General features: G+C 76.3%; 7 protein-coding genes. 3 read left to right on the top strand and 4 right to left on the bottom strand.

Going from position 1 to position 25,302, the window contains the following annotated elements:
• Nucleotides 1-291 precede the first annotated feature (291 nt).
• On the top strand, nt 292-1,464 hold the full coding sequence (locus tag HNR21_RS22180; protein ID WP_182706709.1) for a globin domain-containing protein: 1,173 nt from the start codon (nt 292-294) through the stop codon (nt 1,462-1,464).
• Here the strand turns inward: HNR21_RS22180 and HNR21_RS22175 are convergent.
• Both HNR21_RS22175 and HNR21_RS22170 read right to left on the bottom strand, forming a co-directional pair.
• Nucleotides 1,451-2,503, bottom strand: coding sequence for an MBL fold metallo-hydrolase (locus HNR21_RS22175; RefSeq protein WP_312881162.1), 1,053 nt, complete (start codon nt 2,501-2,503; stop codon nt 1,451-1,453). The genes HNR21_RS22180 and HNR21_RS22175 overlap by 14 nt on opposite strands.
• A gap of 78 nt (nt 2,504-2,581) precedes the next feature.
• Entirely contained in the window at nt 2,582-3,385 is an 804-nt protein-coding gene (locus tag HNR21_RS22170; protein WP_119730364.1) for a helix-turn-helix domain-containing protein, read from the bottom strand.
• 131 nt (nt 3,386-3,516) lie between these two features.
• Here HNR21_RS22170 and HNR21_RS22165 point away from each other — a divergent pair, with 131 nt between their 5' ends.
• Nucleotides 3,517-3,912: a PaaI family thioesterase gene (locus tag HNR21_RS22165; protein ID WP_119730363.1), complete on the top strand. Its 396-nt coding sequence runs from the start codon at nt 3,517-3,519 to the stop codon at nt 3,910-3,912.
• 3 nt (nt 3,913-3,915) lie between these two features.
• Here HNR21_RS22165 and HNR21_RS22160 read toward each other — a convergent pair whose 3' ends face one another.
• Nucleotides 3,916-4,560, bottom strand: coding sequence for a pyridoxamine 5'-phosphate oxidase family protein (locus HNR21_RS22160; protein ID WP_182706708.1), 645 nt, complete (start codon nt 4,558-4,560; stop codon nt 3,916-3,918).
• A gap of 114 nt (nt 4,561-4,674) precedes the next feature.
• Nucleotides 4,675-6,234: a peptide MFS transporter gene (locus HNR21_RS22155; protein ID WP_220500253.1), complete on the bottom strand. Its 1,560-nt coding sequence runs from the start codon at nt 6,232-6,234 to the stop codon at nt 4,675-4,677.
• A 215-nt stretch (nt 6,235-6,449) separates the two neighbouring features.
• On the opposite strand from HNR21_RS22155, the gene HNR21_RS22150 reads away from it, so the two are divergent.
• Nucleotides 6,450-25,265, top strand: a complete 18,816-nt coding sequence (locus HNR21_RS22150; RefSeq protein ID WP_182706706.1) for a type I polyketide synthase — start codon at nt 6,450-6,452, stop codon at nt 25,263-25,265.
• Nucleotides 25,266-25,302: the final 37 nt, after the last annotated feature.

Here is a 25,302-nt window from a genome sequence, read left to right as displayed (position 1 = left end):
CGTGCCGGGCGGGACGGTCCGGTCGAGTGCCGCTCACCGCCGGTGACCGGGAGCCATCGGCAGGACACGTTCGATATCCGAACACCGGAACCGAACCGGATACGCCCGGCGCAATCGCGACGGCATTCCACGCGACCGAATATTCCATTCGTCGGCGGAACCGGTTGAGCCCTTCCTAAACCGGTGCGAGACTCTCAGCAAGCCGGACATGCCGCTGGCAGGGATCATGTTCGCATCGCTCCCGCGGCGCTCCCGGAGTCCCCGGAATACGCCAGAGGGCGAGTGGAACCTATGTCGTCTGATGCCCGGATCGTCAAAGAGACTTTCGCCCTGCTGGAACCGAACGCCGATCGGGCGGTCGCGTATTTCTATGGCCGGCTGTTCGCCGAGCAGCCGCGGCTGCGCGCGTTGTTCCCCCCGGCGCTGGACGCCCAGCGCGACCGGGTGCTGCGGGTGCTGACCCGGCTGGTGTGGAGCCTGGAGGAGCCCGCCGCGTTCGAGGACCGGCTGCGCCGGCTCGGCCGCGAGCACCGCAAGCTGGGCCTGTGCCGCGAGCACTACCCGGCGGTGGGCGCGGCGCTGGTGGCGACGCTGCGCCGGTTCGCCGCCGACGCCTGGAACCCGCGTGTGGAGGCGGCCTGGACCACGGTGTTCGCCGCCGCCGCGCGCACGATGGCCGACGCCGCCGAGGCCGACGCGGCGCGCACGCCGCCCTGGTGGCTCGGCGAGGTGGTCGGCCACGAACGCCGCCGGCACGACATCGCGGTGCTGACGGTGCGTCCCGGCCAGCCGCTGCCGTACGCCGCCGGGCAGCACGTCACGGTCCAGACGTCCCGGTGGCCGCGGGTGTGGCGGCCCTACTCGGTGGCCAACGCGCCCCGCCCGGACGGCGCCCTCACCCTGCACGTGCGGGCCGTTCCCGCCGGCTGGGTCAGCGGCGCGCTGGTCCGGCACACCGCCGTGGGCGACACCGTGATGCTCGGCCCGGCGCAGGGCGACATGACCCTGGACCGTGCCAGGGACCGGGACCTGCTGCTGGTCGCCGGCGGGACCGGGCTGGCCCCGCTCAAGGCGCTGGCCGAGCAGGCCCTCGCCGCGGACCCGGGCCGCCGGATCGACCTGGTGTGGGGCGCCCGCACCGCCGCCGAACTGTACGACCTGCCCGCGCTGCGGACCCTGGAGGCGGCCTGCCCGGCGCTGCGGGTGATCCCGGTGACGGCCGACGACCCCGGGTCCGGCGGGCCGCACGGCGCCGTCCCGGACGCGCTGAAGCGGCTGGAGGACCTGCCCGCGGCCGACGCGCACGCCTACGTGTGCGGGCCCGCCGCCATGGTGGCCCGGACCGTGCGGGCGCTGCGGGAGCTGGGGATGCCGCCGGACCGGATCGCCCACGACGAGCCCGACCTGGACGCGGCCGTCGCCGGCCTCGGCCCGGTCGCGGCCGCCGGCATCACCCGGTCATAGCGCGCCAGCGCACCGGCGGGCCGTCCAGCATCCGCACCCGCTGCTGGGCCGCCAGCATCACCAGGTGGGCCAGCGTCTCCAGCATGGCGGTGCGCCGCATGAACGGCTGGATCTCCTCCCACGGCCGCGACCAGGTCAGCCGGCGCGCCAGCTCCCACGCGGTGGCCCCGTTCTCGCCGGAGGCGATGACCAGCAGGGCGATCTCGTCGAGCCGGGTGGTGTGGTGGGCGGCCAGCGCGGCGACCCGGTCGGCCAGCCCGGCGAACCGGTACTCGTGCGCCGGCAGCACCTCCTCCACGTCCAGCCCGCGCACCTTGTCCAGGGAGTCGAAGAAGTCGGCCAGCGGGTTGTGCCGCTGCTGCGGGTGGACGGAGATCGCCGGGGTGATCCGCGGCAGCACGTGGTCGCCGGACAGCAGCAGCCGCCGGTCGGGGTCCAGGAAGCACACGTGCCCCGGCGAGTGGCCCGGCGTCCACACCGTGCGCAGCCGCCAGCCGGGGATCGGCACCTGCTCGCCGTCCTCCAGCAGGATCTCCGGGTCGGTGTGCCGGACCAGCGGCAGGATCGTGCGGGACGCGTCGGCCAGCGGCCCGGCCTCCTCGTCGGGCACCCCGTGCACGGCCATCTGCTCGCGGATCGCCGCGATCAGCCCGTCGAAGTCGGTGTAGCGGGCGCGCAGCAGCCCCGCGTCGGCCGGGTGCAGCGCCACCCAGGCCCCCGACGCCTCCCGGATCCGCCCGGCCAGCCCGTAGTGGTCGGGGTGCAGGTGGGTGACCAGCACCGCCCGCACGTCGGTGATCTCACATCCGGCGGTGGCCAGCCCCGCGCACAGCGCGTCCCACGCCTCGGGGGTGTCCCAGCCGGCGTCCACCAGGGCGATGCCGCCGTCCGGCAGCTCCAGCCCGTACACCAGCACGTACCGCAGCGGGTTGTCGGGCAGCGGCACCGGGAACGACCACAGCCCCGGCCGGACCTGTTCCACCGGCGGCAGCACCTTGTCCTGCCACGCCTGATGCTGAACCGTCCCCGTGATCTTCACCGCGCGCTCCCTCGGCCGTCCACCCCCGGTCGCCCAAGGTGTCTATCACGCGTGTTACGGGCCGATTCCGGCGGGTCCTCACCAGCCGGCGCGTTCGCGCAGGAACGCCGTGGTGGTCTCGTCGGCCGGATAGAACGACTCGATGGCCAGCTCCGCCAGCGTGATGTCGACCGGCGAGCCGAACGTGGCGATGGTGCTGAAGAACGACAGCTCCCGGTCGCCGGCGCGGATCCGCAGCGGCACCAGGACCTCCCCGCCGGTCGGCGCGGGGAACGTCCCGGCGTCGTCGGCGACCGGGTAGTCGCGCAGCTCCCGGTACAGCTGGGCCAGGGACTCGTCGGCGGTCAGCGCGACGTGCCGGCGGACCCGGTCGACCATGTGGGCGCGCCACTCCCCCAGGTTGACGATGTTGCGGGCCATCCCGTCCGGGTGCATGCTCAGCCGCAGCACGTTCACCGGCGGCTCCAGCAGGTGCGGCGCGGCGCCCTCCATGAAGAACGCGGCGGCGGCGTTGGCGTCGATCAGGTTCCAGAACCGGTCCACCACCACCGCCGGGTAGGGCTCGTGCCCGGTGAGGATCTTGCGCAGCGCGGCCCGCACGGTGTCCATCCGGGGCTCCTCGATCGGCGTCTCGGCGTACACCGGCGCGTACCCGGCCGCGACCAGCAGCAGGTTGCGGTCGCGCAGCGGGACGTCCAGATGCTCGGCCAGCCGCAGCAGCATCTCCCGGCTGGGCGTCGAGCGCCCGGTCTCCACGAAGCTCAGATGCCGGGTCGACACGTCGGCCTCCAGCGCCAGCTCCAGCTGGCTCAGCCGCCGCCGCTGCCGCCAGGCCCGCAACTGCTCCCCGACCGGCCGCACGTCCCCCAGCGAGGTCGTCATCGTCGTCACGGCCCCGACGCTATCGACCGCCCGATCATGGCGGCGATTACCCGGCGGGTAATGGCCCCTGCGCGGCGGCGGGAACGAGGGTGGTCACGACCCGTTCGCAAGGGATCCACGAGGGAGCCGCCATGACGACCGAGGACCTGCTGGAGGCCATGCCGTTCGCCGTGGCGCTGGGCGTGCGGATCGACGCCGCCGCGCCCGGCGAGGTGACCGGCCGCCTGGACTGGGCGCCGGAACGCTGCACGGCCGGCGGGGCGATGCACGGCGGCGCGCTGATGGCGCTGGCCGACAGCCTCGGCGCGGTGTGCGCGTTCCTCAACCTGCCGCCGGAGACGTGGACCACCACATTGGAGTCCAAGACCAACTTCTTCCGCGGCGTGCGCGAGGGGACGGTCCGCGCCGTGGCCCGCCCGCTGCACGCCGGCCGCACGTCCATCGTCGTGCAGACCGACCTGTACGACGACCGGGACCGCCGCGTCGCCCAGGTCACCCAGACCCAGGCGGTGCTGGCGGCCCGGTGAGGGTCACTTCGGGACGGGGACGTAGAGGCGGTCGGCGTACTCCGGCCCGTAGTAGCGCTCCAGTTCCTCCAGCGTCTCCTCGACCTTCTGGACGCTCTTGGTGATCTGCGCCGTCGAGGGCAGCGCCCCCGGGTCCCAGGTGGCCGGGTCCCACAGCGACGAACGCAGGAACGCCTTGGCGCAGTGGAAGAAGATCTGCTCGATCTCCACCAGCAGGGCCAGCGCGGGCCGGTGCCCCTTGACGGTCATCTCGTCGAAGAACGGGGCGTCCCGCAGCAGCCGGGCCCTGCCGTTGACGCGCAGCGTCTCGCCCCGGCCGGGCACCAGGAAGATCAGCCCGACGTGCGGGTTGGCCAGCACGTTGCGGAAGCCGTCGGCGCGGCGGTTGCCCGGCCGTTCCGGGACGGCGATCGTGGTGTCGTCGATGACGTGGGCGAACCCGGGCGGGTCGCCCTTGGGCGACACGTCGCAGTTGCCGTCGGCGTCGGCGGTCGCGATCAGGCAGAACGGGGAGGCCGCCAGCCACCGGCGGTCCATCTCGTGCAGCCGGGTGCGCTCCTTGGTCACCGCCCGGGGCATCGGCGGCCCGAGCAGGGCCCGCAGTTCCGCCTCGGAGGTGACCTCCGTGAGCCTGCCGCCGTCCGCCATGGGCCCTCCCGTGATCGATTCCGCGGGCTTCACGCTAACCCGGCGCCGAGGGCGGGACCAGATCCGGCGACCGCCTTTACGTTGTAGATTCCGCCCTCGGCGTCCGGGACGCGTTCACGACCTGTGCGGGCCCTGCACGGTGAGGGGGCCGGGCTCGCCGGACCGCTTCCCGGCGTCCTGCGGCGGAGCCTCCGGGGCGTCGGTCCGGTAGGCGGTCATGCGGGCGACGCGCCGGCCGAACAGCGCCAGGACGGCGGCGGCCGCCACGGTCGTCAGGCCCAGCAGCAGGTAGTACACCCAGTCCGGCAGCACGTCGATGAGCAGGACCACGCGGCTGCCGACCGCCACGCCCAGGGCGCAGAACAGCCACCACAGCCCGATCACCCGTCCGCGGAACTCGGCCGGGGCGGCGTCGGCGGCCGCGCTGATGCCGACCGGGCCGAGCGTGATCTCCCCGCAGGCCAGCAGCAGGAAGACGGCCACCAGCCACAGCGGCGACACCCGCTCCCCGTCCGCCGCCGCCGCGGCGGCGGCGGACATCAGCCAGAACCCGGCGCCGGCGAAGCACAGGCCCAGCACGAACTTCAGCCGCACCGAGGCGCGCGGCCCCAGCCGCAGCCACAGCATCGCGAACAGCGGCGCGGTGATGAGGATGAACAGCGGGATCGCCGACTGGAACCACGCCGCCGGCACGGTGAACCCGGCCAGCCGCCGGTCGGTGGAGTCCTGCGCGAACAGGTTCAGCAGCGAGCCGGCCTGCCCCACGCCCATCCAGAACAGCGCGGCCGCCAGCAGCAGCCGCACGTACCCGTCCAGGCGGGCCCGCCCGTCCGCCCCCAGCCGGGGGTGCCGCCGCAGCGACCGGTAGCCCAGGAACGGGACGACGAAAGCGACCAGCCCCAGCCCCGCCAGCACGTGCTCGATGGCGAAGGTGCCCGCCGCCAGGTCCACGGCCAGCAGGGCCCCGGCCGCCGCCAGGCACAGGGCCGTGCGGCGGGCGGCCGTGCGCAGCTCCTCGCGTGCGGCGGGCCGCTGCGGCGCCGCGCCGACGTCGCCGAAGCCGCGGGCGCCCACCGCGAACTGGATCACGCCGAGGGTCATCCCGACCCCGGCCGCCATGAACCCGGCGTGCCAGCTCACCCGCTCGCCCAGGTATCCGGTGACCAGCGGCGCCAGCAGGGCGCTGACCTGCACGCTCATGTAGAAGACCGAGAAGCCGGCCTCCCGCTGGACCGCCTGGCCCGGCCCGTAGAACCGGGTCAGCAGGCCGCTCATGTTCGGCTTGAGCAGCCCGGTGCCCAGCCCGATGAGCAGCAGCCCCAGATAGGTGCACGCGCGCGGGGGCAGCGCCATGCAGAAGTGACCGGCGGCCACCGTGATCCCCCCGTAGATCACCGCACGGCGCTCCCCGAGGATCCGGTCGCCGACCCAGCCGCCCGGCAGCGCGAGCATGAAGACCATCGCCATGTAGACGCCGAACAGCGCCGCCGCCGTGGCCTCGGGGAGCCCGAGCCCGCCCTCGTCGGCGGGGGCGGCCGCGTACAGCACCAGGATCGCCTGCATGCCGTAGAAGCTGAACCGCTCCCAGATGTCGGTGAGGAACAGGGTCACGAACCAGCGGGATCGCGTCCATCCCGTCGCCGAAGGAGCGACGGGACGAGGGCCAGCCGTCATGGGTGCGTCCTTCCTGCGGGTGCGCCGGGGTCCGCACCACCGTGGCCGCCCCCGTTCGACGGCGCTTGGAAGACCGCTGGACCGCCGGACTACCGGGACACCAGCGCACGTGACGGGGCCCGGCGGCTTTAGCGAGGGCCGAGGGCGCCTATAGCACCCCCCGGCAGCCTGGCCGGGACGGTCATCCCGCCGCCACAGCCGAGAGGTGCCGGATCATGTGGAGTGAGACTGAGTCCGTACGCGACGAGGGCGCGATCGCGATCATCGGCATCGCCTGCCGGCTTCCCATGGCCCCCGACCCGGCCGCGTTCTGGCGGCTGCTGCGGGAGGGCCGCAGCGCCGTCACCGAGGTCCCCGAGGGACGCTGGAACGCCGAGGGCGCCCCCCGGCACGGGGCGTTCCTGCCCGACCTCGACGGCTTCGACGCCGCGTTCTTCGGCATCTCGCCGCGCGAGGCCGCCGGCATGGACCCGCAGCAGCGGCTCATGCTGGAGCTGAGCTGGGAGGCGCTGGAGGACTCCGGGATCGTCCCGCAGGAGCTGCACGGCGCCCGGACCGGGGTGTTCATGGGGGCGATCTGGGACGACTACGCCATGCTGGCCGACCGGCAGGGCGCCGCGGCGATCACCCCGCACACCGTCACCGGGCTGCACCGCAGCCTGATCGCCAACCGGGTCTCCTACGCGCTCGGCCTGCGCGGCCCCAGCCTGGTCGTGGACGCGGCGCAGTCGTCGGGGCTGGTGGCCGTGCACCTGGCGGCCGAGAGCCTGCGCGCCGGCGAGTCGGACCTGGCGATCGCCGGGGGCGTCAACCTCAACATCCTGGCCGAGAGCGCCGTGGCCACCGGCCGGTTCGGGGCGCTGTCGCCGGACGGGCGGTGCCACACCTTCGACGCCCGCGCCAACGGGTACGTGCGGGGCGAGGGCGGCGCCGTCGTCGTGCTCAAGCCGCTGGCGCGCGCCCTGGCCGACGGCGACCCGGTGTACTGCGTGATCCTCGGCGGGGCGATCAACAACGACGGCCCGGCCGAGGGGCTGACGGTGCCGAGCGCGGCCGCCCAGGAGGACGTGCTGCGCCGGGCCTACGACCGGGCGGGGGTGGCGCCGGCGGACGTGCAGTACGTGGAGCTGCACGGGACCGGCACGCGGCGCGGCGACCCGGTGGAGGCGGCGGCGCTGGGGGCGGCGCTGGGCTCGCGGCGGCCCGCGGGCGATCCGCTGCGGGTCGGCTCAGCCAAGACCAACGTGGGGCATCTGGAGGGCGCGGCCGGCATCGTGGGCCTGCTCAAGACGGTGCTGTCCATCCGGCACCGCCGGCTGGTGCCGAGCCTGAACTTCGAGACCCCCAACCCCGACATCCCGCTGGACTCGCTCAACCTGCGGGTGCAGACCTCGACCGAGCCGTGGCCCCGGGAGGACCGGCCGCTCATCGCCGGGGTGAGCTCGTTCGGCATGGGCGGGACCAACTGCCACCTGGTGGTCGGCGAGCCGCCGGCCGTCCGGGTCCCGCGGCGGCCCTCCCCGGCCCTGCGGCCGGTGCCCTGGTTGATCTCGGCCCGCGGCCCGGAGGCGCTGCGCGGCCAGGCCCGGCGCCTGCGCGACTTCCTGGCCGACGCCGGTGACGACGCCGACCTGGACGGCGTCGCCGCCGCGCTGGCCACCTCACGGACGGCGTTCGCGCACCGCGCGGCCGTCCTGGGCGCCGACCGGGAGGCCCTGCTGCGCGGGCTGGACGCCGTCGCGGAGGGGACGGCGTCGGCCGACGTCGTCCAGGGCCGGGCGCGGCAGGGCGAGACCGTGGTGGTGTTCTCCGGGCAGGGCGCGCAGCGCGCCGGGATGGGCCGTGAGCTGTACGAGACGGTGCCCGCCTTCGCCGCCGCCCTGGACGAGGTGCTGGCCCACCTGGACCCGGGGCTCAAGGACCTGATGTTCGCGGCGCCGGGCACCCCGGAGGCGGCCCGGCTCGACCAGACGGCGGTGACGCAGCCCGCCCTGTTCGCGTTCGAGGTGGCGCTGTACCGGGTGCTGGAGGGATGGGGCCTGCGGCCCGGCGCGCTGATCGGGCATTCGGTCGGCGAGCTGGCCGCCGCCCACGTCGCCGGCGTGCTGTCCCTGGAGGACGCGTGCGCCATGGTGACGGCCCGCGGCCGTCTCATGCAGGCCGCGCCCGCGGGCGGCGCGATGCTCTCCGTCCGCGCCTCGGAGGAGGAGGTCGCGGAGCTGCTGGAGGGGTGGTCGGACCGCGTGCAGATCGCGGCCGTGAACGGCCCCGCCTCCACGGTGGTGTCCGGTGACGAGGAGGCGGTGCTGGCCCTGGCCGAGGCATGGCGCGAGCAGGGCCGCAAGACCGTCCGGCTGCGGGTCAGCCACGCCTTCCACTCCCACCACATGGACCCGATCCTGGAGGAGTTCCGCGAGGTCGCGGCGGGGCTGTCGTTCCGGCCGGCGCGGATCCCGGTGATGTCGAACGTCACCGGGATCCAGGCCACCGACGAGGAGCTGGGCTCGGCGGACTACTGGGTCCGGCACATCCGCGGGACGGTGCGCTTCCACGACGACGTCCGCGCGCTGCGCGACCACGGCGTCGCCGCCTTCGTCGAGATCGGCCCCGACGCGGTCCTGGCCCCGCTGGTCCGCGGCTGTCTCGACGGCGCACCGGACGAGCGGCCGGACGTCATCGCCACGATGCGCCGCAACCGGCCCGAGGCCGAGACCCTCGTCCGGGCGCTGGCCCAGGCGCACACCGCGGGCGTGCCCCTCGACTGGGAGGTCCTGGCGGGCGGCCCGTTCCGGCTGCCCGGGCTGCCGACCTACGCCTTCGAACGGCGCAGTCACTGGCTCGGCGCCGTACCGGACCGTTCCGGGGAGCACGCCCCGGCCTCCGCAGAGCCTGCGTCCGCCTCCGCGCAGGATGCTCCGCCGTCCGGCCCGGCCCCGGCGCCGGACGGCGGACGCGACCTGCTGGATCTGGTCCGCGCCCAGGTGGCGCTGGTGCTGGGGCACGGCGACGCCGGCGAGATCGCGCCGGACCGGCCGTTCAAGGAACTGGGCCTGGACTCGATGCTCGCGGTGGAGCTGAGCAACCGGCTCGCCGAGACGCTCGGGATGCGGCTGCCCGACACGCTGGTGTACGACCATCCGACGCCCGCGGCGCTGGTCTCGTGGCTGCACGCCGAGCTGCACGGCCAGGACGCCGGCGCCGCCGCCGTCGTGCCGGGGGGCGCGGACGCCGACGAGCCGATCGCCATCGTGGGCATCGGCTGCCGCTACCCCGGCGGGGCGGCGGGCCCGGAGGCGCTGTGGGAGCTGGTGGCGTCCGGCGCGGACGTCGTGGGCCCCTTCCCCGCCGATCGCGGCTGGGACCTGCGGCGCCTGTTCCATCCCGACCCCGACCATCCGGGGACCACGTACGCGCGGGCGGGCGGCTTCCTGCGGGAGGCGGCGTCGTTCGATCCGGAGTTCTTCGGGATCAGCCCGCGTGAGGCGCTGGCGATGGATCCGCAGCAGCGGCTGCTGCTGGAGACCTCCTGGGAGGCGCTGGAGCGGGCGGGGATCGACCCGTCGTCCCTGCGCGGCAGCCCGACGGGCGTGTTCGTGGGCGCGACCGGGATGGACTACGGCCCGCGGCTGCACGACCAGGGCGGCGGGTACGGCGGGTATCTGCTGACGGGCGGTTCGCCGAGCATCATCTCCGGCCGGGTGGCCTACACGTTCGGGTTCGAGGGCCCGGCGGTCACGGTGGACACGGCCTGCTCCTCGTCGCTGGTGGCGGTGCATCTGGCGGTGCAGGCGCTGCGCAACGGCGAGTGCGGCCTGGCGCTGGCCGGCGGGGCGACGGTCATGGCGACGCCGGGCATGTTCGTGGAGTTCAGCAGGCAGCGGGGGCTGTCGGCGGACGGGCGGTGCAAGGCGTACTCGGCGGCGGCCGACGGCACCGGCTGGGCCGAGGGCGTCGGCGTGCTGCTGCTGGAACGCCTGTCGGACGCCCGCCGCAACGGGCACCCGGTCCTCGCGGTCATCCGCGCCACCGCCGTCAACCAGGACGGCGCCAGCAACGGCCTGACGGCGCCGAACGGTCTCGCCCAGCAGCGGGTGATCCGGCAGGCCCTGGCCTCCGCCCGCCTGCGGCCCGCCGACATCGACGCGGTCGAAGGCCACGGCACCGGCACCACCCTCGGCGACCCCATCGAGGCCCACGCCCTGCAGGCCACCTACGGGCAGGACCGCGACCGGCCGCTGTGGCTCGGATCCGTCAAATCCAACATCGGCCACACCCAGGCCGCCGCGGGCGTCGCCGGCGTCATCAAAATGATCATGGCGATGCGGCACGAACTGCTGCCGCGCACCCTGCACGCCGACGAACCCAGCCCCCACATCGACTGGGACGCCGGAGACGTCCGCCTCCTCAGCGAACCCGTCCCCTGGCCCCGCGACGAGGAGCGCCCCCGCCGCGCGGCGGTGTCGTCCTTCGGGATCAGCGGCACCAACGCCCACCTCATCATCGAAGAGCCGCCTTCCGCTCCGGAGGAGCCGGCCGGATCCGCGGGGCGGCCCGGACATCCGTTGCCCGTCGTGCTGTCCGGCAGGAACGATCGGGCGCTCGGCGACCAGGCCCGGCGGCTGCTGGACCACGTGCGGGACAACGGCGACGTTCCGCTGGCCGACATCGCGCGCACCCTGGCCCACCGGCCGGTGTTCTCCCACCGTGCCGTGTTCCTCGCCGACGACCACGACACGCTGGCAGAGGATCTGGCGGCCTTCGCCGACGGGGATCCCGGCGATCGCATTGCCCGCGGCGCCGCCCGACCGGGCAAGGTGGCCTTCCTGTTCTCCGGGCAGGGCAGCCAGCATCCGGGCATGGGACGCGGCCTGTACCAGGCCTTCCCGGTGTTCGCCGAGGCCCTCGACGAGGTCGCCGAACATCTCGACCGGCACCTGGACCAGCCGATCAAGCACCTGCTGTTCAACGACGACGGGACGCTGCTGGACCAGACCCGCTACACCCAGCCGGCCCTGTTCGCCTTCCACGTCGCCTCCCACCGGCTGCTGGAGCACCTCGGCCTGCGTCCCGACCTGCTGATCGGCCACTCCCTGGGCGAACTGTCGGCCGCCCACCTCGCCGGAGTCTGGTCGCTGGAGGACGCCGCACGCCTGGTCGCCGCCCGCGCCCGGCTGATGCACGGCACCCCGCCCGGCGCCATGCTGGCCGCCCACGCTCCGGCCGACGTCCTCACCCCGCTGCTGGAGCGGCATCCGAGCGTGGCCGTCGCCGCCGTCAACTCCCCCACCAACACGGTGCTGTCCGGTGCCCCCTACGCCCTGCGGGATCTGGCGGAGCACCTGGCCGAACACGGTGTCCGCACCACGTCCCTGCGCGTCCAGAACGCCTTCCACTCCGCGCACATGGACGGCATCCTCGACGACTTCCACGCCGTCGCCGAAACCGTCACCTACCACCCGCCCGCCGTTCCCGTCGTCTCGAACCTGACCGGTCAGATCGCCGACCCCGGCCACATCACCACCCCCCGCTACTGGACCGACCACATCCGCCGGACCGTGCACTACCGGCAGGGAGTCCAGACCCTTCACGAGAACGGCGTCGCCCACTACCTCGAGATCACCCCCAAGCCCGCGCTCACCGCCCCCACCCACCAGACCCTCGACGACGACACCGCCACCGTCGTCTCCCTGCAGAACCCCAGGAAGCCCGCCGCCGACCAGTTCCTCAAGGCCGTCGCCGAAATCCACGCCACCGGCCCGACCGTCGACTGGCGGCGGCTCACCCCCGGAAAGCACACCCCGCTCCCCACCTATCCCTTCGAGAGGACGCGCTTCTGGATCAGCCCCTCGGGCTCCCAGGACCCGGCCGCGCTGGGCCTGGGCACGAGCGGGCACCCGTTCCTCGGGGCGTCCCTGGACCTGGCGGAGGGCGGCAGCGCCGTGTTCTCCGGGCGGTTGTCGCTCGACACGCACCCCTGGCTCGCCGACCACGTGATCGCGGGCACGGTGCTCCTGCCCGGGACCGCGTTCGTCGAGATGGTCCTGCACGCGGGCGAGCAGCTCGGCGCGGGACGGCTCGAGGAGCTGGTGCTGGAGAACCCGCTGCCGCTCGACGGCGAGGGCGCCGTGCGGCTGCAGGTCACGGTGGCCGCCCCCGACGAGACCGGCCGCCGCGCCGTCAGCGTCCACTCGCGTCCCGACGCCGATCCCGACATGCCGTGGACCCGGCACGCCGGCGGCCGGCTCGCCCCCGCGGCCGCCGGGACCGCCGACGACACCGCCCTGTCCGACGCGGCCCTGCCCGTCGACGTCGCCGACCTGTACGCGCGGCTCGACGCCCAGGGATACGCGTACGGGCCCGCGTTCCAGGGCGTCCGGGCCGCCTGGCGGGACGGCGGCGAACTCGTCGCCGACCTGCGGCTCTTCCCGGGAGCGGGCGACGACGACGCGGCGTTCGGCGTCCACCCGGCCCTGTTCGACGCCGCGCTGCATCTGGCGGTCCTGAACGGCGCCGACGACGGCTCCGCGGCGGCCCCTCGGCTGCCGTTCGCCTGGACCGGGGTGACCCGGCACGCCGCCGGTGGCACCGACCTGCGGGTCCGCGTCCGCCCGGCGGACGCCGACACGGTGTCGCTGGTCATCACCGACCCGGCCGGTGCGCCGGTGATCACCGTCGACCGGCTCACGCTGCGGGAGGCGGACCCCGGCCGCCTGACGGGGGCGCGGCACCGGGACGCGCTGTTCTCGGTCGAGTGGACGCCCGTCCCGACCGGCCCGGCGACGGCCGGGGAAGGATGGACGGTGCTGGCGGACGGCGACGCGGCCGTGCTGCCCGGCGTTCGCCATCGCGGGCTCGACGCCGTCAGGGCCGCCCTCGACGAGGGGGCGCCGCCCCCCGAGGTGCTGGTGCTCCCGGTGCGGCCCCCGGCGGAGGGGAACGTCGCCGAGCAGGCGCACGCGACCGCCGCCGAGGTGCTGCGCACGGTGCAGGAATGGCTCGCCGACGACAGGCTCGCCGCGTCCACCCTGGTCGTCCTCACCCGGGGCGCGGTGGCGACGGCATCCGACGACGACGTTCCCGGACTCGCCCAGGCACCCGCCTGGGGGCTGGTGCGGACCGCGCAGACCGAACATCCCGGCCGCCTGGTCCTGGTCGACGTCGACGGCACCGACGCGTCCCGGGACGCGGTCGTCGCGGCCGTGGCGGCCGGGGAGCCGCAGCTCGCGCTCCGCGAGGGCCGGGCGTTCGCGCCCCGGGTCGCCCGGATGACCGCCCCGGCCGTACACGACGACGCCGCCCGCCCGGACCCGGACGGCACGGTGCTGGTCACCGGAGGCACCGGTTCGCTGGGCCGGCTGGTGGCCGAGCGGCTGGTGACCGGGCACGGCGTCCGGCGCCTGCTGCTGACCAGCCGCAGCGGCCCGCGCGCCGAGGGCGCCGCCGAGCTGGTCGCCCGGCTGCGCGAGCTCGGGGCGGAGGCCACCGTCGCGGCGTGCGACACCGCCGACCGCGACGCGCTGGCGGAGCTGCTCGCCGCGATCCCCGCCGAGCACCCGCTCACCGCGGTCGTGCACGCCGCGGGCACCCTCGACGACGGGATCCTCACCTCCCTGACGCCGGAACGGGTGGACGCGGTGCTGCGGCCCAAGGTCGACGCCGCCTGGCACCTGCACGAGCTCACCCGGGACATGCCCGGGACGGCGCTGGTGCTGTTCTCCTCGGTGACCGCCACGCTCGGCAACCCCGGCCAGGCCGGCTACACGGCGGCCAACGCCTTCCTGGACGCCCTCGCCCGGCACCGGCGGGCGCTCGGCCTGCCCGCGATCTCGCTGGCCTGGGGCCTGTGGGAGCAGGACGGCGGGATGGCCGGGCGGCTGGACGAGCGCGACATCGCCCGGATGGGCCGCGGGGGCCTGCTGCCGCTGCCCACCGACCTGGGACTGGAGCTGTTCGACCTGGCGCTGCGGCTGGACGCGCCGTTCGCCCTGCCCGCCCGGCTGGACCTGGCCGCGGCCCGCGCCGGGGGCGAGGCCGCGCCCGCGATCCTGCGGGGACCGGCCGGGACGCGGGCGGACCGGGCCGCCGGGCCGGCCGCCGCGTCGTCCTCGTGGAGCGCCCGGCTGGCGGAGCTGCCGGAGGCCGAACGCGACCACGCGGTGCTCGAACTGGTCCGGGCGCAGGTGGCGACCGTGCTGGGGCACGCGACCCCGGAGTCGATCGACCTGGCGCGGGCCTTCAAGGAACTCGGCTTCGACTCGCTGACCTCGGTGGAGCTGCGCAACCGGCTGATCGCCGCGACCGGCCTGCGGCTGCCGGCGACGCTGGTGTTCGACCATCCCACGCCCGCCTCGCTGGTGGACCGCCTGCGCGACCTGGCGCTGGGGGCGGCCGAGGCCGAGCCGCGGATCTCCGTCCGGGAGCCCGCCGCGGCCGCCGACTCCACCGACCCCGTCGTGATCGTGGGCGTGGGATGCCGCTACCCGGGCGGGGTCACCACCCCCGAGGAGCTGTGGGAGCTGGTGGCGACGGGGACCGACGCGATCGGGCCGTTCCCAGGCAACCGCGGCTGGGACCTGGACCGGCTGTTCGACCCCGACCCGGACCACCCCGGCACGTCCTACACGCGGTCCGGCGGTTTCCTGTACGACGCCGACCTGTTCGACCCCGCGTTCTTCGGGATCAGCCCGCGCGAGGCGCTGGCGATGGACCCCCAGCAGCGGCTGCTGCTGGAGACGGCCTGGGAGGCGATGGAACGCGCCGGGATCGACCCGTCGAGCCTGCACGGCAGCGCGACGGGGGTGTTCACCGGGATCATGTACTTCGACTACGGCACCCGGGTGCGGCGGGCGCCGGGCAGCCTGGAGGGCTACCTGGGCAACGGCAGCCGGGGCAGCGTCGCCTCCGGCCGGCTGTCGTACGTGTTCGGCCTGCAGGGACCGGCCGTCACGGTCGACACCGCCTGCTCGTCCTCGCTGGTGGCGCTGCATCTGGCGGTGCAGGCGCTGCGCAACGGCGAGTGCGACCTGGCGCTGGCGGGCGGCGCCACCGTGATGTCCACGCCGAGCACGTTCGTGGAGTTCAGCCGGCAGCGGGCGCTGTCCCCCGACGGCCGCTGCAAGCCGTTCTCCTCGACCGCCGACGGGACCGGCTGGGGTGAGGGCGCGGGCATGCTGCTGCTGGAGCGGCTGTCGGACGCCCGCCGCAACGGACACCCGGTGCTGGCCGTCGTCCGCGGCACCGCCGTCAACCAGGACGGCGCCAGCAACGGGCTCACCGCGCCCAGCGGTCCCGCCCAGGAGCGGGTGATCCGCCAGGCGCTCGCCCAGGCCGGGCTGTCACCCGCGGACGTGGACGCGGTCGAGGCGCACGGCACCGGCACCACCCTGGGCGACCCGATCGAGGCCCAGGCGCTGCAGGCCGCCTACGGACGGGACCGCGACCGGCCGCTGTGGCTCGGGTCGCTCAAGTCCAACATCGGCCACACCCAGGCCGCCGCGGGCGCCGCCGGCGTGATCAAGATGATCATGGCGATGCGGCACGGGATGCTGCCGCGGACCCTGCACGTCGAGGAGCCCACCCCGCACGTGGACTGGTCGGCGGGCGCGGTGCGGCTGCTCACCGAGCCCACCCCCTGGCCCGAGGAGCGGGACCGGCCGCGCCGCGCGGCGGTGTCCTCCTTCGGGGTGAGCGGCACCAACGCCCACGTCATCCTGGAGCAGCCGCCCGCCGCCGAGCCCGCCGCCGAGCCCGCCCGCCCCGCTCCCTCCGTCATCCCCTGGGTGATCTCGGCCCGTACCGAGCAGGCGCTGCGGGCGCAGGCGGAACGGCTGCGCGACCGGATCGCCGCCGACGCCGACCTGGACCCCGCCGACGTGGGCCTGTCCCTGGCCACCGGCCGGACCGCGTTCGAGCACCGCGCCGTGGTCCTCGGCGGCGACCGCGCCGAGCTGCTGGGCGGGCTGGAGGCGGTGGCGGCCGGGACGGCGGAGCCGCCGCCGGGGGTCGCCGCCGACGTCGGCAAGGCGGTGTTCGTCTTCCCCGGGCAGGGCTCCCAGTGGCCGGGCATGGCGCTGGAGCTGGCCGAACGCTCCCCGGTGTTCGCCGAGCACCTGCGGGCCTGCGGTGACGCGCTGGCCCGGCACGTGCCGTGGTCGCTGACGGAGGTGCTGGCGGACGAGGCCGCGCTGGAGTCGGTGGACGTCGTGCAGCCCGCCCTGTTCGCGGTGATGGTGTCGCTGGCCGGGCTGTGGCGGTCCTACGGGGTCGAGCCCGCCGCCGTCGTCGGCCACTCGCAGGGCGAGATCGCCGCCGCCCACGTGGCGGGGGCGCTGTCCCTCGACGACGCCGCCCGCGCGGTCGCGCTCCGCAGCCGGGCGCTGGCCCGGCTGTCGGGCAGCGGCGGCATGGCGTCGGTCGCGCTGCCGGCCGAGCAGACCGCCGAACGCCTGGCGCGCTGGGAGGGCAGGCTCGCCGTGGCCGCCGTCAACGGGGCGGCCTCCACCGTGGTCTCCGGCGACCGGGAGGCGCTGGAGCTGTTCGGCGCCGAATGCGAGGCCGAGGGGGTCCGGTTCCGGCTGGTGCCGGTGGACTACGCCTCGCACTCCCCGCACGTCGAGGCCGTCCGGGACGACCTGCTGGAGCTGCTGGCGCCGATCGAGCCCCGGCCGACCCGGATCCCGTTCTACTCCAGCGTCACCGGCGGGCCCGTGCAGGGCACCGACCTGGACGCCGCCTACTGGTACCGGAACCTGCGCGAGCCGGTGCTGTTCGCGGCCGCGGCCCGGGCGCTGCTGGACCGCGGGCACGGCGCGTTCATCGAGGTCAGCCCGCATCCGGTGCTCACCGTGGGCCTCCAGGAGAGCATCGACGCCGCCGGGCGTTCGGGCGCCGTCGCCGTCGGGTCGCTGCGCCGCGAGGAGGGCGGCCTGGACCGGTTCCTGGCGTCGGTGGCCGAGGCGTACACCGCCGGGGTCCCGGTGGACTGGGCCGCCGCCCTGCCCGGCGCCCGGCGGGTGGACCTGCCGACCTACCCCTTCCAGCGGAGCCGGTACTGGCTGGAGACCCCCGCCGAGACCGCGGCGAACGTGGCCGCGGCCGGGCTCGAGTCCGCCGGGCACCCGCTGCTGGGGGCCGCGCTGAGCCCGGCCGGCCGCGACGAGCGGCTGTTCAGCGGCCGGGTGTCGCTGCGCGACATGCCCTGGCTGGCCGACCACGCGGTCGCCGGAACGGTGCTGCTGCCGGGGGCCGCCGTGCTGGAGGCGGTGCTGCACGCCGCCCGCGAGGTCGGCTGCGACCACGTCGAGGAGCTGACGCTGCAGGCGCCGCTGACGCTGAGCGGCGACGGCGACGTGCTGCTGCAGATCGAGATCGGGACGCCGGACGGCGGGCGGCGCCCGGTCGGCGTGCACGCGCGGCCCGCCGACGCCGCCCCGGACGAGCCGTGGACCCGGCACGCCACCGGCTGGGTCGCGCAGGCCGCCCCGGCGGCGCGATGGCCCGAGGAGGAGGCGTGGCCGCCGCCCGGCGCCACGGCCGTCGACCTGGACGGCGCCTACGAGCGCCTGGCGGACAAGGGCTACGCCTACGGCCCGGCGTTCCAGGGGCTGCGCGCGGCCTGGCGGCACGGCGAGGACGTCTACGCCGAGATCGCGCTGCCCGGTCCGGACGCCGCGGACGCCGACGGCGCGGCACCGGAATTCGGGCTGCACCCGGCGCTGCTGGACGCCGCGCTGCACCCGATCGTCCTCGGGCTGCTCGGCGACCGGGCCGACGGCGTGCTGCCGTTCTCGTGGACGGGGGTGTCGCTGCTGTCGGCCGGGGCGACGGCCCTGCGGGTCCGGCTCTCGCCGGGAGCGCGCGGCGAGGTGGCGCTGTGGGCGTCCACCCCGGCGGGCGATCCCGTCGCCGTCGTCGAGTCCCTGGTCCTGCGGCCGATGACGGCGCAGGCGCCCGCACGGCACGCCGCCGGGGCGCTGTACCGGGTCGAGTGGTCCGCCGTCGCCGCCGAGGGCGACGAGCCCTCCGTCGTGGTGCTGGGCGACGACCTGCTGCCGGGGGCCGCACGGGTCGGGTCCCTGGAGGACGCGGCCGCCGCCGCACCCGAGGTCGTCGTCGCCCCGGTGCCCGCCGGAACCGCCGACGCGGTCGCCTGGACCCTGGACCTGGCACAGCGCTGGCTGGCCGACGACCGCCTCGACGGGGCACGGCTGGTGCTGGTGACCCGGGAGGCGCTGGCCGCCCGCCCCGGCGACCGGGTGGCCGACCCGGCCCAGGCGGCGGTGTGGGGCCTGATCAGGGTCGCGCAGACCGAGCAGCCCGGCCGGTTCGCGCTGGTCGACCTGGACGGGTCGGCGGACTCGCCGCGCCTGCTGCCGCAGGCGGTGCGGGCCGGGGCCGGCGAGCCGCAGCTCGCCGTGCGGGCCGGGGCCCTGTTCGCCCCCCGCCTGGCCCGGGTGCCGGCGCGGCGGGAGCCCGGCGCGCCCGCGTTCCGGCCCGGCGGCACGGTGCTGATCACCGGCGGGACCGGCACGCTCGGCGCCCTGCTGGCGCGGCATCTGGTGACCGCGCACGGGGTGGGGCACCTGCTGCTGGTGAGCCGCCGCGGGCCGGCGGCGCCGGGCGCCTACGAGCTGGCCGAGGAACTGGGCGGGCTCGGCGCCGAGGTGACCGTCGCGGCCTGCGACGCCGCCGACCGCGACGCCCTGGCGGAGCTGCTGGCCGGCGTTCCGGCCGAGCATCCGCTGACCGCGGTGATCCACGCCGCGGGGGTGCTGGACGACGCCCCGCTGACCGCCCTGACCGACGAGCGCGTCGCCGCGCTGCTGCGGGTCAAGGCCGACGCCGCCCGCAACCTGCACGAGCTGACCGCCGAGCACGACCTGTCGGCGTTCGTGCTGTTCTCCTCGATCGCCGGGACCCTGGGCACCGCGGGCCAGGCGGCCTACGCCGCGGCCAACGCCTACCTGGACGGGCTGGCCGCGCGGCGCCGCGCCGACGGGCTGCCCGCCGTCTCGCTGGCCTGGGGCCTGTGGGAGCAGGCCAGCGAGATGACCGGGCACCTGGGCACGGCCGAACTGGCCCGGCTGGCCCGCGCCGGCATCCTGCCGATGGACGCCGCGCGCGGCCTGGAGCTGTTCGACGACGCGCTCGGCCGCGACGAGGCCGTGCTGGTCCCGTTCCGGCTCGACCCGGTCACCCCGCGCGACGAGCCGCGGATCCCGCCGATGCTGCGCGGGCTGGTCCGGCCCCGGCTGCGGCGCGCCCCGGCCGCGACCGCCCCGGCCGCGGCCGGGACCGCCGCCGCGCCGGAGAACCGGCTGGCCGGGCTGCCGCCCGAGCGGCGCGCCGAGGAGCTGCTGGGCATCGTGCGCACCCAGCTCGCCGGGATCCTCGGGCACGCCGACGCCGGCGCGGTGCCCGCCGAGCAGCCGTTCACCGAGCTGGGCATCGACTCGCTCACCTCGGTGGAGCTGCGCAACCGGCTCTCCGCCGCGATCGGGCTGAAGCTGCCCGCCACGCTGGTGTTCGACCACCCCACCCCGGCCGCGCTGGCCGCCTTCCTGAACGCCGAACTGGGCGGCGGCGAGCCCGCCCCGTCGGCGGCGCCGGCCCCGGCCCCACGGCCGCGGACCGACGAGCCGCTCGCGATCGTCGGGATGGCCTGCCGCTTCCCCGGCGGGATCGGCTCCCCCGAGGACCTGTGGCGGGCGGTGCTCGACGGCGCCGACGTCACCGGCGAGTTCCCCGCCGACCGCGGCTGGGACGTGGACGGCCTGTACGATCCCGACCCCGAGCGCCCCGGCAGGACCTACACCCGCCGCGGCGGGTTCCTGGAGGGCGCCACCGAGTTCGACGCCGGGTTCTTCGGCATGAGCCCGCGCGAGGCGCTGGCCGCCGACCCGCAGCAGCGGCTGCTGCTGGAGGTCGCCTGGGAGGCGGTGGAGCGGGCGGGCATCGACCCGCTGAGCCTGCGCGGCTCGGACACCGGGGTGTTCGCCGGGCTGTTCAAGAACGGCTACGACGCCCGGCCGGGCGCCGTGCCCGACGAACTGGAGGGCTACCTGGCCACCGGGAACACCGGCAGCGTGGCCTCCGGCCGGGTGGCCTACGCGCTGGGGCTGGAGGGCCCGGCCATCACCGTGGACACCGCCTGCTCGTCGTCGCTGGTGGCCCTGCACCTGGCCGCCCAGGCGCTGCGCGGCAGGGAGTGCTCGCTGGCCCTGGTCGGCGGGGTCACCGTGATGGCCACTCCGGAGCTGTTCGTGGAGTTCAGCAGGCAGCGGGGGCTGTCGGCGGACGGGCGGTGCAAGGCGTTCTCCGACGACGCCGACGGCACCGCCTGGTCGGAGGGCGCCGGTGTGCTGGTCGTCGAACGGCTGTCGGACGCGCGCCGGCGCGGGCACCGCGTCCTGGCGCTGGTCCGCGGCTCGGCGGTCAACCAGGACGGCGCCAGCAACGGCCTGACGGCTCCCAACGGCCCGTCCCAGCAGCGGGTCATCCGGCAGGCGCTGGCCGCCGCCGGGCTGACCCCCGGCGAGGTCGATGCGGTGGAGGCGCACGGCACCGGCACCTCCCTCGGCGACCCGATCGAGGCGCAGGCGCTGCTGGCCGTCTACGGGCGGGACCGGGAACGGCCGCTGCTGCTCGGCTCGCTCAAGTCCAACCTCGGGCACACGCAGGCGGCGGCGGGCGTCGCCGGGGTGATCAAGATGGTGCAGGCGATGCGGCACGGCGTGCTGCCCCGGACCCTGCACGTGACCCGGCCGACCCGGCACGTCGACTGGAGCTCCGGGGCGATCTCGCTGCTCACCGAGCAGACCGCCTGGCCGGACGGCGACCGGCCGCGGCGGGCGGGGGTCTCCGCCTTCGGCATCAGCGGCACCAACGCCCACGTGATCCTGGAGCAGGCGCCCGACGTCCCCGAGGAGCCCGCGGCCGGCCCGCCGGCCGGGACCCCGGTGCTGGTGCCGGTCTCGGCCCGCACCCGGGACGCGCTGGCCGAGCAGGCCCGCCGGCTGCGCGACCACCTGGACGCCCATCCCGAGGCCGAGCCCGCCGACATCGGGTTCTCGTCGGCCACCACCCGGCCGGCGTTCGAGCAGCGGGCGGTCGTCGTCGCCGCCGACCGGGACGGGCTGCGGGACGGGCTGCGGGCGCTGGCGGCCGGCGAGCGGTCGCCGGCCGTGGTGCGCGGCAGGCCGGGCGGCCGGATCGCGTTCATGTTCACCGGCCAGGGCAGCCAGCGTCCCGGCATGGGACGCGGGCTGTACGCCGCGCATCCGGTCTTCGCCGCCGCGTTCGACGAGGTCGCCGAACACCTCGACGCGCACCTGGAACGGCCGATCCGCCGGGTGGTGTTCGAGGACGGCGACCTGCTGGCGCAGACCCGCTACGCCCAGCCGGCCCTGTTCGCGCTGCAGGTGGCGTTGTTCCGGCTGCTGGAGCACCACGGGGTGACCCCGGACTTCCTGATCGGCCACTCGGTCGGGGAGCTGGCCGCCGCCCACGTGTCCGGGGCGCTGTCGCTGGCGGACGCGGCCGCGCTGGCGGCGGTGCGCGGCGCGCTGATGCAGGCGCTGCCGGAGGGCGGCGCGATGATCTCGCTGGACGCCCCGGCGGACGTGGTCGAGGCGCTGCTGCCCGCCGACGGGCGGGCGGTCATCGCGGCGATCAACGGGCCGGCCTCGACGGTGGTGTCCGGGGACGAGGCGGCCGTGCTGGAGGTCGCCGCGTCCTGGGAGGGCAAGGGCGGCCGGGCGCGCCGCCTGAGCGTGGGGCACGCGTTCCACTCCCCGCACATGGATCCGATGCTGGAGGAGCTGCGGCGGGAGGCCGGGCGGCTGACGCACCGCCCGCCGCGGATCCCGGTGGTCAGCAACCTCACGGGGGACATCGCCCAGGGCGGCGAGCTGGCCTCCGCCGACTACTGGGCCCGGCACGCCCGCGAGGCGGTCCGCTTCTCCGACGGCATCCGCACCCTGCACGAGCAGGGCGTGACCACCTTCCTGGAGCTCGGCCCGGACCGGGTGCTGGCCTCGCTCGGCGCCGAGTGCCTCGCCGAGGAGTCCGGCCCGCTCGCCTGGGCCGCGGTGCTGCGCCGGGGACGGCCCGAGGAGGAGTCCTACGCCCTGGCGCTCGCCGAGGCGGTCGCGCACGGGGCGGCCGTGGACTGGACCACGGTCCTCCCCGGCGCCCGCCGCACGGAGATCCCCACCTCGGTGTTCCAGCGCAGCCGGTACTGGCTCGCCCCGGCGGCGCCGGACGCGGCCGGGCCCGGGCTCGGCGCGACCGGCCATCCGCTGCTCACGGCCGTCGTCGACCTGGCCGACGGGGACGGTCTGGTGCTGACCGGCCGGGTGTCGCCGCGGCGGCACGGCTGGATCCTCGACCACACGGTGCACGGGGCCGTCGTGGTGCCGGGCACCGTGTTCCTCGACCTGGCCGCGCACGCGGGCGGCCGTGTGGGGCTGCGGCGGGTCGAGGAGCTGACCCTGGAGGCCCCGCTCGTCCTGCACGACGAGGGCGAGGTCTTCATCCAGGTCGCGGTGTCGGGGCCGCAGCCGGACGGGCGGCGTGAGGTGACCGTCCACGCCCGGCCGGACGAGACCTCGCCCTGGACCCGGCACGCCTCCGGTGTGCTCGGCGAGGCCCCGGCCGTCCCCCCGGAGCCGGTGGGAGAGGTCTGGCCGCCCGCCGGTGCCGAGCCGGTGGACGTGGCCGATCTCTACAGCGGGCTCGCCCGGCAGGGACTCGGGTACGGGCCGGCGTTCCGCGGGCTGCGGGCGGCGTGGCGTTCCGGTGACACCGTGTACGCCGAAGCGGCGCTGCCCGGGGAGCTTGCGGACGGCGGCTTCTCGCTGCACCCGGCGCTGCTGGACGCGGCGCTGCACCCGCTGGCGGGCTCGGACGGAGACGACGCCGTCCGGCTGCCCTTCAGCTGGAGCGGCGTCGACGTGGCCGGGGAGGGCGCGGACGTCCTGCGCGTACGGCTGACGGCCACCGGGGACGGCACGCTGCGGCTGACCGCCGTCGATCCCGAGGGACGCGCGGTGCTGTCGGCCGAGTCGCTGACGACACGGCCGGTGGCGGCGGAACGGCTCGCCGCGGCCGGACGGACGGTGCGCGACGCGCTGTTCCGGCTCGAATGGGAGCAGGTCACGGCGGCCTCCGCGGCCCCGGCGAACGGGGTGGTGCTGGCGGCCTGCGGCGAAGGGGCCCCGGCGGCGGAGCCGCCCGGGTTCTCCTCGCACGAGGACCTCGACGCCCTGCGCACCGCCCTGTCCGAGGGGCGGGGCGCACCGGACGTGGTGGTGCTCCCGGTCGGCGCCGCCGAGCCCGGAGCGGACGGGGCCCGCGAGCTGACCGCCCGCGTGCTGGCCGTGCTGCAGGACTGGCTCGGCGACGCGCGCTGGGACGGCGCCCGGCTGGCGGTCGTCACCCGCGGCGCGGTCGCGGCGGGCGGCGGGCACCCCGTGGACCTGGCCGCCGCGGCCGTGTGGGGCCTGGTCCGCACCGCCCAGACCGAGAACCCCGGACGCTTCGTGCTCGTCGACGTCGACGGCGCCGAAGCCTCCCTCCGGGCGTTGCCCGCCGCGGTCCAGGGCGGCGAGCCGCAGCTGGCGTTGCGCGAGGGCCGGGCCCACGCGCCGCGGCTGGCGCGGGCCGCCGCCGAACCGGGCGCGTTCCCGTTCCGGCCGGAGGGCACGGTGCTGGTGACCGGCGGGACCGGGGCGCTGGGCGCGCAGGCGGCCCGCCACCTGGTGACCCGGCACGGGGTGCGGCGCCTGCTGCTGGTCAGCCGGCGCGGGCCGCAGGCGCCGGGCGCGTCCGAGCTGCGGGCCGAGCTCACCGGCCTGGGCGCCGAGGTCACCATCGCGGCCTGCGACACCGCCGACCGGTCGGCGCTCGCCGCGGTGCTCGCGGACGTGCCGGCCGAGCACCCGCTGACGGCCGTCGTGCACACCGCGGGGGTGCTCGACGACGGGGTGCTGGGCTCGCTGACCCCCGAGCGTCTGGACACGGTGCTGCGGCCCAAGGTGGACGCGGCGTGGAACCTGCACCTGCTCACCGCGGGCATGGACCTGACGGCGTTCGTGCTCTACTCGTCCCTGGCGGGCGTGCTGGGCAACGCCGGGCAGGGCGGCTACGCGGCCGGCAACGCCTTCCTGGACGCGCTGGCCGAGCATCGCCGCGCCGCCGGGCTGCCGGCCGTCTCCCTGGCCTGGGGCCTGTGGGACCAGGACGGCGGCATGGCGGGCCGGCTCGACCGCGCCGGCCGGGCCCGGCTGTCGCGCACCGGGGTCGCCCCGCTCACCGCCGAGGAGGGCGCCGCCCTGTTCGACGCGGCGGTCGCCGGTGACCGGCCCGTGGTCGTCCCCGCCCGGCTCGACACCGCGGTGCTGCGGGACCTGGCCGCGCGGGACGCGCTGCCCGCCGTCCTGCGCGGCCTGGTGCGGGCGCCGGCCCGGCCCGCGGCACCGGCCGCCGACGCCGGACCCGGCCTGGTCGAGCGGCTGGCCGGGCGGTCCGAGCGCGAGCAGGAACGGATCCTGCTCGACATGGTCCGCGCCGAGGCCGCCGCGGCGCTCGGCCACGCCGGCGGCGAGCTGGTCGACGACGACCGGGGCTTCATGGACATGGGCTTCGACTCGCTGACGGCGGTCGAGTTCCGCAACCGGCTCGGCGGCGTCACCGGGCGGCGGCTGCCGGCGTCCCTGCTGTTCGACCATCCGACGCCGAACGCGCTGGCCCGGCATCTGCGCACGGTGCTGGTCAACGGCGACGGCCACGGCTCAGGAAACGGCTCGGGCAACGGTTCCGGGAACGGCCGGGCCGCCTGGGCGGAACTGGACCGGCTGGAGGCCGGGCTGCCCGAGGTGCTGGCCGACGAGGACGCCCGCGTCCGGCTGGCCGGCCGGCTGCGGGACCTGCTGGCGCGCGTCGACGGGAGCGCCGATGTCGCCGTCCGGCTCGAGGACGCGACCGACGAAGAGATCTTCGACCTCATCGACCGGGAGCTGGGCGAGCGCTGAACCCCGCGAACCCGGCGTCCACCTGCGAGGAGAGCAC

The organism is Thermomonospora cellulosilytica (genome assembly GCF_014138835.1).
Lineage (GTDB): Bacteria > Actinomycetota > Actinomycetes > Streptosporangiales > Streptosporangiaceae > Thermomonospora > Thermomonospora amylolytica.
The sequence above is the reverse complement of the archived record's forward strand: the minus strand, read 5'-3'. Positions and strand labels throughout refer to the sequence as shown.